Source organism: Ruegeria sp. L12 (assembly GCF_056531745.1).
Genome location: NZ_JBQFMH010000003.1, coordinates 350,151 through 365,337 on the forward strand (window position 1 = coordinate 350,151; position 15,187 = coordinate 365,337).

Genomic DNA, 15,187 nt, shown 5'->3' on the forward strand with positions numbered 1-15,187 from the left:
ACAAAGGAAAACTCATGGCGCGTCCGGTCGTCGGTATTATCGGCAATTCCTATCTGATGAATGATCAGTATCCGACCCATGCGGGTGGGACGATGAATTCGGATGCCGTGTCCAACGTGTCAAATTGCCTTCCGCTGCTGATCCCCGCCGATCCGCGCTATGTCAGGGTCGAGGAACTGCTTGAGGTCTGCGACGGGTTCCTGTTGACCGGGGGCCGCCCCAACGTCCACCCAGAGGAATATGGCGAGCCCGCGACCGATGCGCATGGCGAATTCGACCGCGCGCGAGATGCGATCACGCTGCCTCTGGTCCGGGCCTGTGCCGAACGCGGCCAGCCGTTCTTTGGGATTTGCAGGGGGTTTCAGGAGGTCAACGTGGCCATGGGTGGCACGCTGTATCCCGAAATCCGCGACCTGCCGGGGCGTCTGAACCACCGGATGCCGCCCGACGGCACGCTTGAGGAAAAGTTCGCCCTGCGTCATGTGGTGACGCTGACCGAAGGCGGTGTGTTCCATCGGCTGCTGGGGGCGGCTGAGGTGATGACCAACACGTTGCACGGGCAGGGGATCAAGTCGCTGGGCGAGAATGTGGTGATCGACGGCCACGCCCCCGATGGCACACCCGAGGCGATCTATGTAAAGGATGCGCCCGGATTTACCTTGTCGGTGCAATGGCACCCGGAATGGGACGCGGCCAACGATCCTGTATCGCGGCCCCTGTTCGAAGAGTTCGGTCGCGCCGTTCACGGCTGGGCCGCAGGCAAAGACGCTGCGCGGTTGCAGCGCACTGCCTGACAGACCCGATCTGATGAGGGCTTAGACCAGCAGATCGAACTGCTTGTTCAACGGCAGGCTGCGCGCCCGTTCCCCCGTCAGATCAAACAATGCGTTGCCCAAGGCGGGCATGGAGGGCGGCGTTCCGGGTTCGCCCACCCCGCCCAGATGCTTGTTGGTTTCCAGCACGCGGACCTCGGTCACCGGGGTCGTGTGCATTCGCAGCGCGTCATAGTCGGGGAAATTGTATTGCTCGACCTCGCCGTCCGAGAAAGTGATCTCGCCATGGGCTGCGGCCGAAAGGCCATAGATCATGCCTCCGATCATCTGTGCCTCGACTGTGGCCGGGTCCAGCGCCAGACCGACATCGCAGGCGATCCAGGCCTTGCTGATACGGATGGTGCCGTCTTCGTCGACCACCTCGATCACCTGCGCGACCGGGGTGCCGAAGCTGTAGGTCAGCGCCACGCCACGCCCAACGCCGTCGGGGGTCTTGCCGGTCCAGCCGGACATCGCTTTGACGGCTTCCAGACACCCGGCAGAGGGTGCGTGTTCTGATTGGGCCAGTTCCAGCCGGAACGCCAGCGGGTCGCGGCCAGCAGCATGGGCCATCTCATCCATGAAGGTTTCATGGAAGAAGCCGTTATGGCTGTTGCCGACTGAACGCCAAAAGCCCACCGGGACAGACAGATCGGCGATGTGTCCGCTCATGCGATAGTTCGGCACGGCATAGGATTGGTTGAAGAAACCTTCGACCAGCACCTTGTCGGGTCCACCGCCGGGAAAGCCGGTGTAGCGTTCGACCGCCTGCTGCGTCGGCGATTGCGAGGCGACCTTGCCGTCGATCAGAACGGCCCTGCCGTCCTTCACCGCGCCGCGCATCCGGGCCATCGCGCCGGGGCGATAATAATCGTGGCGCATGTCCTCTTCGCGGCTCCATGTGGTCTGGATTGGCGTGCCGGGCATGGCCATGGCCACCTTCGTTGCGATCTCACCGAAATCCAGCTCACCCCTGCGACCAAAGCCGCCACCAAGATAGGTCGTGTGAATCTCCACCGCTTCGGTCTCCAGACCCGCGGTATTGGCCGCGCGCATCTGGATCAGGGTCGGGGCCTGATTGCCGCACCACAGGTCCAGCTTACTGCCGGTGTAAAGCGCGGTGGCGTTCATCGGCTCCATGGTGGCATGGGCCAGATAGGGCACGGCGTAGTCAGCCGTGATCTCGGTTGCACCATCGGGCAGGGTATCGACATCGCCGTCATCGCGCATGGTCGAGTTCGGTGCTTCATCGAATGCCTTGGCGATCTGGTCGAACAAGGCGTCGGTCTCGGGCGGGTATGGGGCCTCGCCCCAGTCCACATCGATGGCTTCGACCGCTTGCATGGCGAGCCAAGTGTTGTTGGCGATCACCGCGACGCCGGTGCCCAGATCGACGATCCTTTCGACGCCGGGCATGGTTTCAGCCGCGCTGGCGTCAAATCCGTTCATCGCGCCGCCCAGCTTGGGGTTCATGCGAACCGAGGCGAATTTCAGGCCCTCGGGACGCACATCGATGCCGAAGGTTGCCGTGCCGGTGGACTTGCCCGGAACATCGACGCGGGGCATGGACTTGCCGATCAAACGCCACTCGGACGGGTCGCGCAGCGCGACCTCAGGCGGCTCGATCTGACCTGCGGCCTCGGCCAGTTCGGTATAGGGCAGGCGGGTTCCATCGGGGGCAATCACTGCGCCCTTCTCGGTCTTGAGCTGGTCGCGATCTACGCCCAGCTGATCCGCTGCCGCCTGTTTCAACGTCTCGCGCGCGGTGGCGCCGGCCATCCGCATCCGCTCGAACCCGTCTTTCATCGAGGTCGAGCCGCCGGTGACCTGCAGGCTGAGCGTTCGGCCCAGAACGCCCAAAGCCTCACCCAGATTGTGCTGGAAGTCCGAGATGTCATAGCCCTTGTTCGGCAGGCCCTCACCCACCAGCGCATGGTTGTAATAGGCCGCCGCAGCCGGTCCATGCAGAACGCGGATATCGCCTAGTTCGACGTCCAGTTCCTCGGCGATCAACGCGGCCCATGTGGTCATTACGCCCTGACCCATCTCGGCGCGGGGGGCGAACAAGGTGACGCCCTGCTGATCGATCAGAACAAAGGGGCTGAGCGCAGTTTCACCGTCTCGCGGTTTCAGCGGATTGGCGACGGGGCGGGTGACGTAATAGGCACCAAAGGCCACACCGCCCACAATGGCGGCCGAGCCGATCAGGAAGGTGCGGCGCAGGATTTTTCCGATGCTGGCCATGGATCAGGCCTCCTTCAGCTTGGATGCGGCGTCGTGGATGGCGGCGCGGATGCGGGGATAAGTGCCGCAGCGGCAGAGGTTGCCCTGCATCGCCGCGTCAATGTCGGCATCGGTGGGCGTGGGGTTTTCTGCCAGAAGGGCCGCAGCCTGCATGATCTGACCGGACTGGCAATAGCCGCATTGCGCCACCTGATGATCAACCCACGCCTGCTGGATCGTAGCCATGGCGTCGGGCGTGCCCAGGCCTTCGATCGTGGTCACATCACCCCAGACGTCCGACAGCGCGACTTGGCAGGACCGCACCGCCTCGCCATCGATATGCACGGTGCAGGACCCGCAGGCGGCGACCCCGCAGCCGAATTTGGTGCCGGTCAGGCCGATCTCATCACGCAGAACCCAAAGCAGGGGGACATCATCGGGAAGGTCAACCTGATGGGTGTTGCCGTTGATCTTCAGAGTGGTCGCCATGGCGCACCTCATTTGGCTGTGGCTGGTTTCTGACATAATTATCGAAAAGTGTCAGGGTGTCAATTGACAAAATCGGAAGAAAATGTCAGAGCGGATTTATGAAAGACGAACTGAACGATCCCAAGCAGCAAGCAATCCTGGCTTCGGCGCTGGAAGCCTTTGCAACTTACGGGTTTCGCAAGACATCAATGGATGACATCGCCAAGGGCGCGGGCATGTCACGTCCGGCGGTGTATCTGCATTACAAAAACAAAGAGGCGATCGTTCGCAGCCTGACGCAGGCGCATTACGCCGAGAAGATCGAAAACGTGGCGCAAGCCCTGTCCGATGACGGCAGCGTTTCTGAACGGCTGGCGCGCGCGATTGATTGGCAGACCAAGGGGCTGTCCGAGATTCTCACCTCACCCCATGGCAAGGAAATGCTGGATACCAGCAAGTCGACTGCTTCGGATATTCTGGCCGAAGGCGAGGCCGCGCTGACCGCGCTCTATGCTGACTGGTTGCGGGGCGAGGACCGCGCCGGGCGTGTCCGCCTGCCCAACGGGCCGCAGGAGACGGCCGAGACCATCAACGCAACCCTGATGGGCGTCAAACTGACCGCCAGCAGCGCCGATGAATTCGAGCGGCGCATTTCGCAACTGGCCGAATTGCTGGGCGCTGCGCTTGAGGTCAGGTGACGCGCTGACGGATCTTGTATTCCGGTTTGTCCCAGAGATTGTTGGCGATGATATCAGCCAGAATGTCGACCGCCTGTTCCACATCGGTTTCATCGACATAAAGCGGCGTGAAGCCGAACCGCATCACGTCCGGCGCGCGAAAATCTCCGATCACACCACGCGCGATCAGGGCTTGCATGACGGCATAGCCTTCCGCGAACCGGAACGAGACCTGACTGCCGCGCCGCTGCGGATCGCGGGGGCTGGCGAGCGTCAGGCCGGGGCAGGTGGCCTCGACCCGGGCGATGAACAGCTCGGTCAGTTCGATGGACTTGGCGCGGACATCCGCCATGTCGGCCATGTCCCAGATATCCATCGCCGCTGACAGCGCCGACATTTGAAGCACCGGAGGGGTTCCGACCCGCATCCGCTCGATCCCCGCACCGGGACGGTAATCCAGATCAAAGGCAAACGGGGCCTCATGCCCCAGCCACCCCGACAGCGCCGGGCGCACCTTACCTGACAGGCGCGGGGCGACATAGATGAAGGCGGGTGCACCGGGGCCGCCATTGAGATACTTATACGTGCAACCCACCGCGAAATCGGCGTTGCATCCGGCCAGGTCGACAGGGATGGCACCGGCGGAATGAGCAAGATCCCAAACCGTGACCACTCCGTTCGCATGGGCCAGTTCGGTCAGTGCCTTCATGTCGTGCATGCGGCCTGTGCGATAATCGACCTCGGTCAGCATCAGTACCGCGATCTCTTCGGTGATCTGTGCAGCGACATCTTCGGGGTCGACCACGCGCAGTTCATAGTCGGGCCCAAGCGACCGCAGCAGGCCGTCCGCCATGTATAGATCGGAGGGGAAATTGCCGTTGTCAGACAGAACCACCTTGCGGTTCGGGTTCAGTTCCAGCGCCGAAGCGACCGCCTGATAGACCTTGATCGACAGGGTGTCGCCCACCACGACGCTGCCGGGTTCGGCCCCGATCAGGCGTCCGATCCTGTCGCCCAGGCCCGTGGGCAGGCCCATCCACCCGGCCTTGTTCCAGCCGGTGATCAGCATCTGCCCCCATTCGTCCTGCATAATGCCCGCCACGCGGTCGCTGGCCGATTTCGGCAGCGGACCCAGAGAGTTGCCGTCCAGATATAAAACGCCGTCGGGCAGGTGGAACATGGATTTGGTTTTGGAGAAATCAGTCATGGCAGGGCTATGCCTTTCGGAAACGGTCAGGTTGTAACCGGCCTATCTGATCCGGTCTGGCCTGTCTATTGTTGCAGACTGCGATGCGCCTTGTGGCGATGCGACACCCTGCGCTTTTGCCAATGCTGTCAGAAAACGGTAGGACAGCGATCAGAAGCGACATGTGCCACTGTGTGTCGCCGCGTTAGGGGATGGCCATGCGCCTGATCGACATACCGCCCGTCTGGCTTGTGGGCTTCGCCGTGCTCGCCTGGGTGCAGGCACGCGTATTGCCTTTGGGCCTGTCACTGGATGGTGCGGTGACCGATCTGCTCAGCGGTATTCTGATCGGCGGCGGTATCATTCTGGCCATCATGGCGGTGCTTGAGTTTCGCCGCCACAAGACGACGGTTTTTCCACATGAAATGCCGACGTCCATGGTGCAAACCGGGATCTACAAGCGCAGCCGCAACCCGATTTATCTGGGCGACGTTCTGATCCTGGCCGGGCTGATCCTGCGCTTTGATGCGGTGCTGTCGCTGGTGCTGATTCCGATCTTCGTCTGGCTGTTGGAACGACGCTTTATCATCCCGGAAGAAGATCGCCTGCGCCGCACATTTCGCGCCGATTTCGCCCGATACGAACGCAAAACCCGAAGGTGGATCTGAGGGTGTGTGCCTTAGGACACAACGTTATAATTGCTGCGCTTGCGAAACAATCTTGCGCAAGATAAGTGTCTGCTTGTCAAACAATGCCGGACACCCGCCTGGCTTGAACCAAAAATTAGGGGGAACCGACTGGTGAAGATAGGAACGCCAAAGGAAATATTTAGTGGCGAGAACCGGGTCGCGATGACGCCGGACTCGGCGGCTCAGTTGCAGAAGCTGGGATATGAGTGTCTGATCGAGAAGGGCGCGGGTGCTGCTGCGGGCTTTTCGGACGCCGCGTATGAGGCGGCGGGTGTCGAGGTCGTCAAGACCGCGGCGGCGCTGTGGAAGGCGGCTGATGTCATTGCCAAGGTACGCCAGCCGAACGAGACCGAGCTGAAGCGGCTGACCAAGGACAAGACCTTGATTTCGTTCTTCAATCCCGCCGGGAATGAAGAGGGGATGGAGCTGGCCAAGTCCAAGGGCGCGACCGTTATCGCCATGGAAATGGTGCCCCGTATCAGCCGCGCACAGAAGATGGACGCGCTGTCGTCCATGGCCAATATCGCCGGGTATCGCGCGGTGATCGAGGCGGGCAACAACTTTGGCCGCTTCTTCACCGGTCAGGTGACGGCGGCCGGTAAGGTGCCGCCCGCGAAGGTGCTGATCGTTGGTGCCGGTGTGGCCGGTCTGGCGGCCATCGGCACCTCGACCTCGCTGGGCGCGATCACCTATGCGTTCGACGTGCGCCCCGAAGTGGCGGAGCAAGTCGAATCTATGGGAGCCGAGTTCGTTTATCTGGACTTTGAAGAAGAACAGCAGGACGGCGCGGCCGCCGGCGGGTACGCCTCGGTTCAGTCGGAAGAGTTCCGCGAAGCACAGCTGGCCAAGTTCCGCGAATTGGCGCCGGATATGGACATCGTCATCACCACAGCCCTGATCCCCAACCGCCCGGCGCCCAAGCTGTGGCTGGAGGATATGGTCAAGGCGATGAAGCCGGGCTCGGTCATTGTTGACCTTGCGGCGGAACGCGGCGGCAACGTCGAAGGCACCGTGCCGGATGAGAAGGTGGTGACCGACAATGGCGTGACCATCATCGGCTATACCGACTTCCCCAGCCGCATGGCGGCGCAGTCCTCGTCGCTCTATGCCACCAACATCCGCCACATGATGACTGACCTGACGCCCGAAAAGGACGGCAAGGTCAATCACGACATGGAAGATGACGTGATCCGTGGTTCGACAGTGACCCATGAGGGCGAGATCACCTTCCCGCCGCCGCCGCCCAAGGTGCAGGCGATTGCGGCGCAGAAAAAGCCTGAGGTCAAGGAACTGACCCCGGAAGAGAAGAAGGCGCAGGAGATTGCTGCCTTCAAAGCGCAGACCAAACAGCAGTTTACCCTGCTGGGTGTGGGTGGCGCGCTGATGCTGTTGGTGGGGCTGGTTGCTCCGGCCAGCTTCATGCAGCATTTCATCGTCTTTGTGCTGGCGATCTTCGTGGGCTTCCAGGTGATCTGGAACGTCTCGCACAGCCTGCACACACCGCTGATGGCGATCACTAATGCGATCTCGTCGATCATTATCGTCGGGGCCTTGATGCAGATCGGATCGGGATCGTTCCTGGTCATCCTGCTGGCGGCGCTGTCTGTCTTCATGGCCGGGATCAACATCTTCGGCGGTTTCCTTGTCACCCGGCGCATGCTCGCCATGTTCCAGAAATCTTAAGGGAGGCCGGGTAGATGGATTTTGGCTTCACCACTGCCGCCTACGTCGTTGCGGCTGTCCTTTTCATCCTTTCCCTTGGCGGTTTGTCGAACCAGGAAAGCGCCAAGCGCGCGGTCTGGTATGGCATCGTCGGTATGGCGCTGGCGGTTTTTGCCACGCTGGTTGGTCCGGGGTCCGGCCTGTGGCTGCTGTCACTGCTGCTGATCGCGGGCGGCGGTCTGATCGGTCAATATGTGGCACAGCGCGTGCAGATGACCGAGATGCCGCAGCTTGTGGCCGCAATGCACTCGCTGGTCGGTCTGGCGGCTGTGTTCGTGGGCTTCAACGCGCATTTCGAGATCGGCAACGTGGCGCAGGTCATGGCCATCGCCGACAGCGCGAAAGAGGCGGACCTGTCCGATCTGGGCGCGTTCGCCAAGCTGATTGCCAAGAAAACATCCGCGGAACTGGCGATCCTGCATGTGGAACTGTTCCTGGGCATCTTCATCGGTGCGATCACCTTTACCGGTTCGGTCGTGGCCTATGGCAAGCTGGCTGGTAAGGTGACCTCGGCGGCGACCAAACTGCCCGGCGGCCACGCACTGAACGCAGCTGCTGCGGGCCTCTCGCTGATCTGCCTGATCTGGTACACTTCGACCGGTGGTCTGTTCCCGCTGTTCCTGATGACGCTGGCAGCGCTGTTCATCGGCTATCACCTGATCATGGGCATCGGCGGCGCCGATATGCCGGTGGTGGTGTCGATGCTGAACTCGTACTCGGGTTGGGCCGCGGCGGCCATTGGCTTCTCGCTGGGCAACGACCTGCTGATCGTTGTTGGCGCGTTGGTCGGCTCGTCCGGTGCAATCCTGTCCTACATCATGTGTAAGGCAATGAACCGACATTTTGTGAGCGTGATCCTGGGCGGCTTTGGCGGCCCGCAGGGAGAGCAGATGGCGGTTGAGGGCGAACAGATCGCCATCGAAGCAGATGGTGTGGCTGCGGCTCTGAACGACGCCGATAGCGTGATCATTATCCCGGGCTACGGTATGGCGGTGGCGCAGGCGCAGCAATCGGTGTCCGAACTGGTGCGCAAGCTGCGTGCAAAGGGAAAGAACGTCCGCTTTGCCATCCACCCCGTGGCGGGTCGTCTGCCGGGCCATATGAACGTTCTTCTGGCCGAAGCGAAGGTGCCGTATGACATCGTTCTGGAAATGGACGAGATCAACGAGGACTTCCCCGAGACGGACGTGGCGATCGTGATCGGCTCGAACGACATCGTGAACCCTGCGGCGCAGGAAGACCCCAACAGCCCCATCGCCGGCATGCCGGTTCTGGAATGCTGGAAGGCGAAACAGGTGTTCGTGTCGAAACGCGGTCAGGGCACCGGCTATTCGGGCATCGAAAACCCGCTGTTCTTCAAGGAGAACACCCGCATGTTCTATGGCGACGCCAAGGCCTCGCTGGACAAGCTGCTGCCGATGATCGACTGAGCAGGGTTATTTGATCCAATTGCAAAGGGCGCCTGCGGGCGCCCTTTTCTTTTTCCTTATGCAGGGGGCTCTGCCCCCAAATCCCCAGAGTATTTTCGGCCGATGAAGGCCGCAGGATGTGGTAAGTTGGCGCATAACTCAGGAGGGTGGCGATGCAGAAGGTGAACGGCATAGGCGGCGTGTTCTTTCGGGCCCGCAATCCGCGAGCGCTGAGTGCGTGGTACGAGGAGCATCTTGGGGTCAACTACTACGATCCCGTGCCCTGGAAGCAGCGCGTGGGGTATACGGTGTTCGCGCCATTTGCGCAGGATACGGAGTATTTCGGTCGGCCTGAGCAGCAGTGGATGATCAACTTTCGCGTCGATGATCTGGCGGCCATGATCGCCCAGCTTCAGGCGGCTGGAATACCGGTCGAAACCAATCCGGAATGGGATAGCGAGGTTGGAAAGTTCGCCCGGATTCATGACCCAGAGGGCAATCCCATCGAGCTGTGGGAGCCAAATCAATGAGATAGCGGGATTGCATACCGTGGTATCCATGTAAGTATATGAAATAAAAAGAGAATTGATGTATTTTGCAGGTTCCGTATAGTGCACGGGTCGAAACGGAGCCTCAGATGACCCCCATGGACGACCACCCGCTGCGTTATGCGCTGGCCAACGAACTGCACGCGCGGCCGTTTCCAACGGCGAATACACCTTGTACCGTTGTCTTTCTGGCGATCAAGAAACCCGAGGTGGCGGTTGCGCGGGATCGTGGTGAGGACATTGCGCATCTGATCAATCTTTTGGACCGTCACGGGGCACAGCATCCCCGGCCTGACGCCACGCATTATTCGGGTCAGATCGGGCGTCATTTCCTCAAATGGGAACAGCATACGGAATTCGTGACCTATACGTCGATCACTCCTAACGTGAGCGATCGCCCGTTCAATCCGGCTGACTTCGAGGTTTTCCCCGAAGATTGGCTGATGGCCGGGCCAGGCCTGCGGGTGACTTCGACCATGATCCGTGTTGTTGAACGTCAGGATGATGCGTCAGTCCGTGCGGCTTTGACCGATTGGTTCGAACCCGAGAGTCTCGCTGTTGCGCAGGTGTTGGACAATGCCGCTATTTGCGCCAGTGATTTTCGTATCGATCCGGCCGGGCATATGCGGTTTGCGCTGTTTGTGGAGAAGGGAACCGGCGAACGTCGCACCGGGCGGGTGATTCAGCGTCTATGCGAGATTGAAACCTACAAAGCCATGTCGATGCTGGGTTTTGCCCGCGTCAAGCAACTTGCACCGCGTGTCGGGGAACTGGATGGGCAATTGACGCGATTGATGGGTCAGATGCGGGACGATGCGGCGCATCCCGATGCGTTGTTGCCGGATCTGTTGTCGATCTCGACCGAACTTGAGACCCTGTCGGCCCAGTGCTCATTCCGGTTCGGTGCAACCGGGGCATATGAGGCTCTGGTTAATCAAAGGATCGAAGTGTTGCGGGAAGAGCGGTTCGAGGGTGGCCAGACCTTCGGCGATTTCATGATGCGCCGCTACGATCCTGCCATGCGCACGGTGAAATCGACCGAGCGGCGGCTGCAGACGCTGTCAGATCGTGCGATCCGCGCGGGTGAGTTGCTGCGGACGCGTGTGGATGTCGAGCGCAGTGCGCAGAACCAGGCTTTGCTGGAGAGCATGGATCGCCGCGCTGATCTGGCCCTGCGGCTTCAACATACGGTCGAGGGGCTGTCGGTGGTGGCGATCAGCTATTATGCGGTATCTCTGGCCAGCTATCTGCTGTACCCGTTGACCAAGGCAGGGATCAGCAAGGGAATGCTTACAGCGATGCTGACCTTGCCCGTGGTCGCGTTGGTGTGGTGGTCCATCCGCCGTATCCGCCACCGGCTGGAAACCCATGGTTGACCTGATAGAATCCCCTGTTCATCTGGCTCTAAATATCCCGGAGCGCGAGGCAGCGCCTCGCAAATGAAACAGCCGCCCCGAAGGGCGGCCGCATTTTTTTCAACGCAATCAGCGCCCGCGAATGCGCGGATCCAGCGCATCGCGCAGGCCATCACCCAGGTAGTTCACACTGAGAACCGTCAGCGAGATCGCAAGGCCGGGCCAGAACACGCGTTCGGGGTATTGCTGCAGATAGTCGACGCCATCAAACAGCAGGCGGCCCCAGGTCGGGAAATCCGGCGGGAAGCCAAGGCCGAGGAAGGACAGTGCGCTTTCCGTGATGATCGCCGTTGCAATCCCCAACGTGGCCGACACCATGATCGGCGACAGCACGTTTGGCAGGATATGTCGGGTGATGATCTGCGAATTGCTGGTGCCGATGGATCGCGCGGCCAGAACGAATTCGCGCTCCTTGATGGCCAGCACATCGCCGCGCACGATCCGCGCTGTGGGCATCCACGAGGTGATGCCGATGGCGCAGACGATCAGGATGAAAATCCCGCGCTCCAGCCCGAAGGCTGCGGACAAAGGCTCGCGGAACAACAGCATCATGACCAGCAACAGCGGCAGCAGAGGCAGGGCCAGGAACAGGTCGGTCAGGCGCATCAGCGGCCCGTCAAGCCGCCGGAAGAACCCGGCCAAAACCCCGATGAACGACCCAAGGAACAAGGCCAGCAGCATCGCCGTAATGCCGACCGAGACCGAGGTTTGTCCCCCGGACATCATCCGAGCCAGAATATCCCGCCCCAACTGATCGGTGCCGAACGGATGCGCAAGGCTCGGCCCCTGATTACGGGACCGGATGTCGATCTGGGTTGGATCAATGGTCCAGATGAAAGGCCCGAGATAGACGGCCGCCACGATGAAGATGAACAGGACAGCCCCGATCATAGCACCTTTGTGCGTTTTGAACTGATCCCACACATCGCGCCATTGGCTGCGGGGGGGCGTGGCCAGTTCCTCCATCACGTCCGCCGTTGGCAAGGCGGTCGAGGCCGGCGCCAGCCCTTCGTCAGGGATCAGCGTGTCTGATTTGTCGGTATCAGTCATAGCGAATCCTCGGGTCAAGAATGCCATACAGAACGTCTGCAATCAGGTTGAACAGCACGATCAGCACGGCAAAGATGAAGGTCAGGGTCTGCACCATCGGTAGGTCATTGGCCTGTATGGCCCCGATCAGCAACTGGCCGATGCCGTTCACCTTGAACACCTGCTCGGTGATGATGGCACCGCCGAAGATGGCCGGAATACCCAGCGCAATAACGGTGACAACCGGGATCATCGAGTTGCGCAGGACATGGACCATGACCACGGTGTATTCGCTCAGACCCTTGGCACGGGCGGTGCGGACGTAGTCCTGATTGAGGTTGTCCAGCATCGAGGCGCGCATGAAACGGCTCAACTGCGCGGTGATCTGCAGCGCCAGAACCATGACCGGCATGATCATCTGTTTCAGCTGTACGACAAAGCTGTCCCAGCTGTTGACCACGTGAGTCGTGTCATAGATCGACGGGAACCAGCCCAGTTGCACCGAGAAGATCACGATCACCAGTACGCCCGAAAAGAAGGGCGGGACCGAGAAGCCGACCATCGACACGAAGGTGCCCATCTGGTCGAACCAGGAATACTGGCGGTAGGCCGAATAGATGCCGATGGGCAGGGCGATCAGGATGGCGACCACATAAGCGGTGCCGACAACCCACAGGGTCTGCGGGATACGCTGAACGACGATGTCCATAACGGGTGAGCGGGTCTGCCACGAAATCACACGCAGGTCGCCTTCGGAAAAGGTGGTGCCGAACATGTGGTCGATCAGAACCTGCGGCTCGATCCAGAAGAATTGCACGATCCATTTCCAGAACCGGATATGCATCGGCTGGCCGAGGCCAAGCGCCTCGCGCATCCGTTCGCGCACGTCCGCAGGTACGGTCAGCGGCTGGCTGGCCATCGGATCGCCGGGCGCAAGTTCCAGAAGCAGGAAAATAATGAGGCTGATGAACAGCAGCGTGGGTACGGCCAGCACCAGTCGTCGAATGGTGAAGTTGAGCATTCAAAGGTGCCTTTGCAGATGCGTCATTTTGTTGGAGCGCTCGTGTAATGCCGCGCCCCGATGAGGATCGGGGCGCGGTTTCGCACTTGTGAAGTTTAGGAACCGGTTTTGCGATACCAGTCCGCGACGTTCCACATTTCGCTGTCCCAGACATTCAGGACAACGCCGCCCAAGGTATTGGAATGGGCAGAGATACGGCCGCGATGAACCAGCGGAATCATTGCGCCGCCTTCAACCGCCAAATCGTTCATTTTGCGGCCCAGTTCCGCGCGCTTGTCGAAATTGGCGGTCTCGGCAAGCTGGGCGTGCATCGCATCATACTCTTCGCTGCACCAGCGCGAGATATTCTGTCCCTGCCATTGCGAATCCGGGCGCGGCGCATCCGAGCACAGCAAGTTGGCCAGATACACCTGCGGGTCGGTGCCCGAGAAGGTATTGGCGTACATCTCAACATCGGCATAGAACTTCTGGAAGGTATCGGGCGAGCCCGGATCACCGCCAAAGAAGACCGATGCGTTGATGTTGCGCAGCTCGGATTCGATGCCGATCTGGCTCCACCATTCCTTGATCAGCGCCTGGAAATCCTGACGGACGGCGTTGGTCGAGGTCTGATAGACGATTTTCAGCGGAACGCCGTCTTTTTCGCGGATGCCGTCGCCGTTGGTATCAACGATCCCCGCATCATCCAGCAGCTTTTTCGCGCCTTCGATATCCTGCTTGTCACAGGTCATCGAGGTCGAGTTGAACGCAGCTGGGGCCGGAACCCAGTTACAGGTCACCTTGCCCGCCTGACCATAGCCGACCTCGACCAGCAGCGGACGGTCGATGGCCAGCGACATCGCTTTGTAAACCGCCGGATCGGTCAGGAACGGGTGCGGATGCTGGGCCGTTGACCGCTCGCCTTCCGGCAGGTCGGGCGACGGGTTGGTCTGGTTCAGCATGATACGCTCGACCAGCGGGCCAAAGCCCGCGACCGGGGTGCCTTTGCCGCCTTCCTGCATCTGCGCGATCACTTCGGGCGCAAGTTGCAGGTTCCAGGCATAGTCGAACTCGCCTGTTTCCATCACCGCGCGGCCAGCCGCCGTTGCATCGCCGCCACCTTTGAAGGTCACACTGGCAAATGCGGGCTTGGCAGGATCGCGATAGTTTTCATTCGCCGCCAACGTAATCACGTCGTTTGGCCGGAACTCGGTTACCGTGAACGGGCCGGTGCCGATCGGGTTAAAGTTGGCGTCCGTGCATTCCGGAGCCCGCGCGCCCAGGCATTCTGCAAACTGGGCGGCCTGAAGGATCGGGCTTTCACCGCCGACAAACGGGCCATAGGGGTTGGGGGTTGGGCTTTCGAAGTTTACCACAACCGTCAGATCGTCGGGTGTTTCCACACTGGAGACACCTTCAAATTTCACAAGCTGGGCGCAACCGCCTTCGGGATGCGTGCAGTATTCATGTGTGAACTTGACATCGGCGCTGGTGAACGGGCTGCCGTCTGACCAGACAAGGCCGGATGTAATTTTCCATGTGATCGAGGTCAGATCCTCGGACACGCCGCCGTTTTCAACGGTCGGAACTTCGTCGATCAGCCAGGGCACAAGTTCGCCATCTTCGTTATATCGCGCAAGGGGTTCGATAACCAACGCGGAGGCATCGATATCCTTGGTGCCGCTGGACAGATATGGATTCATGATCGACGGGGCCTGCCAGTAAATGATGCTGACATTGCCGTCCGATCCGCGCTCGGCAAAGGCCATCGGGGCCATCGCCGTGCTTGCGATCGCACCAAGCAAAAGGGTTTTGATTTTCATCATACACTCCATGTTGGACACTTGCGTGTCTCGATTATCTCCGCAATGCCTGCGGATTGGGCGTTGCCGCAATGGGGTGTAAGTCGTTGATAAACAACGATGGTGGATGTCACGCTAACGTGTATTCCGTCTTCTCCCCAAAACGGTTACGCGGCGTATCGAAACAGAGTTTTGAAAAATTGCAAG

The 15,187-nt window shown here is 60.5% G+C and carries 13 protein-coding genes; 7 read left to right on the top strand and 6 right to left on the bottom strand.

The features are described 5' to 3' along the window. The first annotated feature begins 14 nt into the window (after window positions 1-14). Window positions 15-794, top strand: coding sequence for a gamma-glutamyl-gamma-aminobutyrate hydrolase family protein (locus tag ACR0K9_RS07170; protein WP_480821881.1), 780 nt, complete (start codon window positions 15-17; stop codon window positions 792-794). Between the two features lie 21 nt (window positions 795-815). Here the strand turns inward: ACR0K9_RS07170 and ACR0K9_RS07175 are convergent, their stop codons facing one another. Both ACR0K9_RS07175 and ACR0K9_RS07180 read right to left on the bottom strand, forming a co-directional pair. Then, window positions 816-3,056 (bottom strand): xanthine dehydrogenase family protein molybdopterin-binding subunit, encoded by a 2,241-nt coding sequence (locus tag ACR0K9_RS07175; RefSeq protein ID WP_480821883.1) that lies wholly within the window; start codon window positions 3,054-3,056, stop codon window positions 816-818. Window positions 3,057-3,059: 3 nt separating this feature from the next. Continuing rightward, window positions 3,060-3,524, bottom strand: a complete 465-nt coding sequence (locus ACR0K9_RS07180; RefSeq protein ID WP_480821885.1) for a (2Fe-2S)-binding protein — start codon at window positions 3,522-3,524, stop codon at window positions 3,060-3,062. 98 nt (window positions 3,525-3,622) lie between these two features. Between ACR0K9_RS07180 and ACR0K9_RS07185 the strand changes: the two genes are divergently transcribed. Next, the gene (locus ACR0K9_RS07185) at window positions 3,623-4,201 is read left to right on the top strand and encodes a TetR/AcrR family transcriptional regulator (protein ID WP_480821887.1); all 579 of its coding nucleotides are present in this window, start codon (window positions 3,623-3,625) and stop codon (window positions 4,199-4,201) included. Here ACR0K9_RS07185 and kynU read toward each other — a convergent pair. Next, on the bottom strand, window positions 4,194-5,387 hold the full coding sequence (gene kynU / locus ACR0K9_RS07190) for a kynureninase (RefSeq protein WP_480821889.1): 1,194 nt from the start codon (window positions 5,385-5,387) through the stop codon (window positions 4,194-4,196). The two genes, ACR0K9_RS07185 and kynU, sit on opposite strands and share 8 nt — an antisense overlap. 197 nt (window positions 5,388-5,584) lie before the next feature. Between kynU and ACR0K9_RS07195 the strand changes: the two genes are divergently transcribed. The 5 genes from ACR0K9_RS07195 (at window position 5,585) to ACR0K9_RS07215 (ending at window position 11,110) form a co-directional block, all read left to right on the top strand. Continuing rightward, window positions 5,585-6,034, top strand: coding sequence for a methyltransferase family protein (locus ACR0K9_RS07195; protein WP_480821891.1), 450 nt, complete (start codon window positions 5,585-5,587; stop codon window positions 6,032-6,034). Window positions 6,035-6,166: 132 nt separating this feature from the next. Next, window positions 6,167-7,738, top strand: coding sequence for a Re/Si-specific NAD(P)(+) transhydrogenase subunit alpha (locus ACR0K9_RS07200; RefSeq protein ID WP_480821893.1), 1,572 nt, complete (start codon window positions 6,167-6,169; stop codon window positions 7,736-7,738). Window positions 7,739-7,752: 14 nt separating this feature from the next. Continuing rightward, window positions 7,753-9,207: an NAD(P)(+) transhydrogenase (Re/Si-specific) subunit beta gene (locus ACR0K9_RS07205; protein WP_480529957.1), complete on the top strand. Its 1,455-nt coding sequence runs from the start codon at window positions 7,753-7,755 to the stop codon at window positions 9,205-9,207. A 152-nt stretch (window positions 9,208-9,359) separates the two neighbouring features. Beyond that, window positions 9,360-9,716 carry a VOC family protein gene (locus tag ACR0K9_RS07210; RefSeq protein WP_480821895.1) on the top strand — a complete coding sequence of 119 codons (357 nt, stop codon included), beginning with the start codon at window positions 9,360-9,362 and terminating at the stop codon, window positions 9,714-9,716. A 107-nt stretch (window positions 9,717-9,823) separates the two neighbouring features. Next, window positions 9,824-11,110 carry a DUF3422 family protein gene (locus tag ACR0K9_RS07215; protein ID WP_480821897.1) on the top strand — a complete coding sequence of 429 codons (1,287 nt, stop codon included), beginning with the start codon at window positions 9,824-9,826 and terminating at the stop codon, window positions 11,108-11,110. Window positions 11,111-11,218: 108 nt separating this feature from the next. Here ACR0K9_RS07215 and ACR0K9_RS07220 read toward each other — a convergent pair whose 3' ends face one another. From ACR0K9_RS07220 to ACR0K9_RS07230, 3 genes are all read right to left on the bottom strand, one after another. Further along, window positions 11,219-12,199, bottom strand: coding sequence for an ABC transporter permease (locus ACR0K9_RS07220; RefSeq protein ID WP_480529951.1), 981 nt, complete (start codon window positions 12,197-12,199; stop codon window positions 11,219-11,221). Further along, on the bottom strand, window positions 12,192-13,199 hold the full coding sequence (locus ACR0K9_RS07225) for an ABC transporter permease (protein WP_480821899.1): 1,008 nt from the start codon (window positions 13,197-13,199) through the stop codon (window positions 12,192-12,194). Before ACR0K9_RS07225 ends, ACR0K9_RS07220 begins: the two co-directional genes overlap by 8 nt. Window positions 13,200-13,294: 95 nt before the next feature. Beyond that, entirely contained in the window at window positions 13,295-15,001 is a 1,707-nt protein-coding gene (locus ACR0K9_RS07230) for a peptide ABC transporter substrate-binding protein (protein WP_480821901.1), read from the bottom strand. Window positions 15,002-15,187: the final 186 nt, after the last annotated feature.

Bases quoted from the DNA above. Each gene is read 5' to 3' on its own strand.
- ACR0K9_RS07205 (WP_480529957.1), top strand. From the start codon at position 7,753: ATGGATTTTGGCTTCACCACTGCCGCCTACGTCGTTGCGGCTGTCCTT.
- ACR0K9_RS07175 (WP_480821883.1), bottom strand. From the start codon at position 3,056: ATGGCCAGCATCGGAAAAATCCTGCGCCGCACCTTCCTGATCGGCTCG.
- ACR0K9_RS07225 (WP_480821899.1), bottom strand. From the start codon at position 13,199: ATGCTCAACTTCACCATTCGACGACTGGTGCTGGCCGTACCCACGCTG.
- ACR0K9_RS07215 (WP_480821897.1), top strand. From the start codon at position 9,824: ATGACCCCCATGGACGACCACCCGCTGCGTTATGCGCTGGCCAACGAA.
- ACR0K9_RS07195 (WP_480821891.1), top strand. From the start codon at position 5,585: ATGCGCCTGATCGACATACCGCCCGTCTGGCTTGTGGGCTTCGCCGTG.
- ACR0K9_RS07210 (WP_480821895.1), top strand. From the start codon at position 9,360: ATGCAGAAGGTGAACGGCATAGGCGGCGTGTTCTTTCGGGCCCGCAAT.
- ACR0K9_RS07230 (WP_480821901.1), bottom strand. From the start codon at position 15,001: ATGAAAATCAAAACCCTTTTGCTTGGTGCGATCGCAAGCACGGCGATG.
- ACR0K9_RS07180 (WP_480821885.1), bottom strand. From the start codon at position 3,524: ATGGCGACCACTCTGAAGATCAACGGCAACACCCATCAGGTTGACCTT.
- kynU (WP_480821889.1), bottom strand. From the start codon at position 5,387: ATGACTGATTTCTCCAAAACCAAATCCATGTTCCACCTGCCCGACGGC.
- ACR0K9_RS07170 (WP_480821881.1), top strand. From the start codon at position 15: ATGGCGCGTCCGGTCGTCGGTATTATCGGCAATTCCTATCTGATGAAT.
- ACR0K9_RS07220 (WP_480529951.1), bottom strand. From the start codon at position 12,199: ATGACTGATACCGACAAATCAGACACGCTGATCCCTGACGAAGGGCTG.
- ACR0K9_RS07185 (WP_480821887.1), top strand. From the start codon at position 3,623: ATGAAAGACGAACTGAACGATCCCAAGCAGCAAGCAATCCTGGCTTCG.